General features: G+C 36.8%; 1 protein-coding gene. It reads left to right on the top strand.

Annotated elements, in window-relative coordinates; translation table 11 throughout:
* Nucleotides 1–90: 90 nt before the first annotated feature.
* Complete coding sequence (locus CO726_RS30850) at nt 91–1,482, top strand: IS1182 family transposase (RefSeq protein ID WP_099686817.1); 1,392 nt, start codon at nt 91–93, stop codon at nt 1,480–1,482.
* Nucleotides 1,483–1,521 lie beyond the last annotated feature (39 nt).

Below are 1,521 nucleotides of genomic sequence, written 5' to 3'. Positions count from 1 at the left end.
TGAAAAACAACTCTGTCAATACAATTTTTAAATAAAACACTTTAAAAATGTCTCCTTTTCTAGAAGAATAAAAAGAAAGGAGGCGTTTTTATGTTTTATAATCAACAAAATCTTGAGATTACACAAAACCGTAAATTTTATGAGGATATGTATGACCGAGACCATCATTTGGTTCGAATTGAAAAAGAAATGAATTGGAATATTGTTTATAAATTAATGAAACCTTTCTATCGATCTCCTGTTGGGCGCCCTTCTGTAGACCCACTCATTCTGGTGAAAATTTTATTGATTCAATATATTGAAGGGTTCCGCTCTGTTCGCTTCACATGTAAACAAGTCAAACAAAACGCTACCTATAGATGGTTTTTAGGTATTTTTCCTCATGCCAAAATCCCATGCCATTCTACCATTTCTAAATTCCTTACCCACCGGATACAAGGAGCTTCTATTTGGGAAGAGCTTTTTCAGTATATCTTACATCAAATTCAAAAGGATGGTTTTCTATCTCGTGACATTTGGATTGCGGATGAAACAGAACTGAAAGCAAATGCAAATAAGAGAAAACGTGAAGTGTGGCTGCAAGAAGTGGAAATCAAAGAGGATATTTATACATTAGAGAAAGTAAATAAGCGAAGAATGGAAAAAGGAAAGAAACCATTTCTTCCTCGACCAGTCAAAATAGAAACGAAACGCATTCTAAAAAGTCCAACTGATCCAGATGCACGCCTTTCTGTTAAACATGATCTCAGGGGACAGTTTGCTTATTTTGAACACCGGATCGTAGATGGTTTACATAATTTTATCATTGATACACACATCACACCGGCAAATGTCCCTGGTCATCGCATTTTATTAGACCGAATCGAGTGCGTAAAAGGACGATTGGGATATATTCCAAAAGAGATTGCGCTAGATGCGGGCTATTATAACGCCCGATTAGCGGAGGGATTATTTCAAAAAAAATTGTTTTCCTATATTTCATATCGGCGTTATGCAAATAACGAACATCCAGAGTGTAAAAAGAGCCAGTTTACACAAATAAATGAAGATTTATTTGCGTGCCCTTGCGGTATTCCATTTTCCTATAAAACGACTACAAGAAACGGCTATCATGAATACAAGCCTGAAAAAGGAAGTTGTACGGGATGCCCCTTTGCGAAAAAAACAGATCGAGTTTTACGGATTTCTGTCCACGAAGACATCTATCATAAATTGAGGAATCAGCGCTTGTCCTATAGGGGGAAAATTTTGCGGTTTGTGCGCCCTTCGACTGTGGAACTTAGTTTTGCACAAAGTAAAGAACTCCACGGTTTACGTTTCGCCCGTTACCGTGGAGTTCAAAAAGTAACTATACAAGCCCTGTTGACAGCCATCATACAAAACTTGATAAAGTGGACCAAACTTCTCTCGCTAAAGAAAGTTGGCCTATATTTAACTTACCAAATTACAGATGAAATAGAAAGTGAAAATGTCACCTTTTAGGTGACATTTTCATTGACAAAATCTTTTTTCAACAACGTG

The organism is Bacillus fungorum (genome assembly GCF_002746455.1).
Classification (GTDB): domain Bacteria; phylum Bacillota; class Bacilli; order Bacillales; family Bacillaceae_G; genus Bacillus_A; species Bacillus_A fungorum.
This window is presented reverse-complemented; position numbering and strand designations above follow the sequence as displayed.

Coding starts and splice junctions, on each gene's coding strand:
- CO726_RS30850 (WP_099686817.1), top strand. CDS start 91: ATGTTTTATAATCAACAAAATCTTGAGATTACACAAAACCGTAAATTT.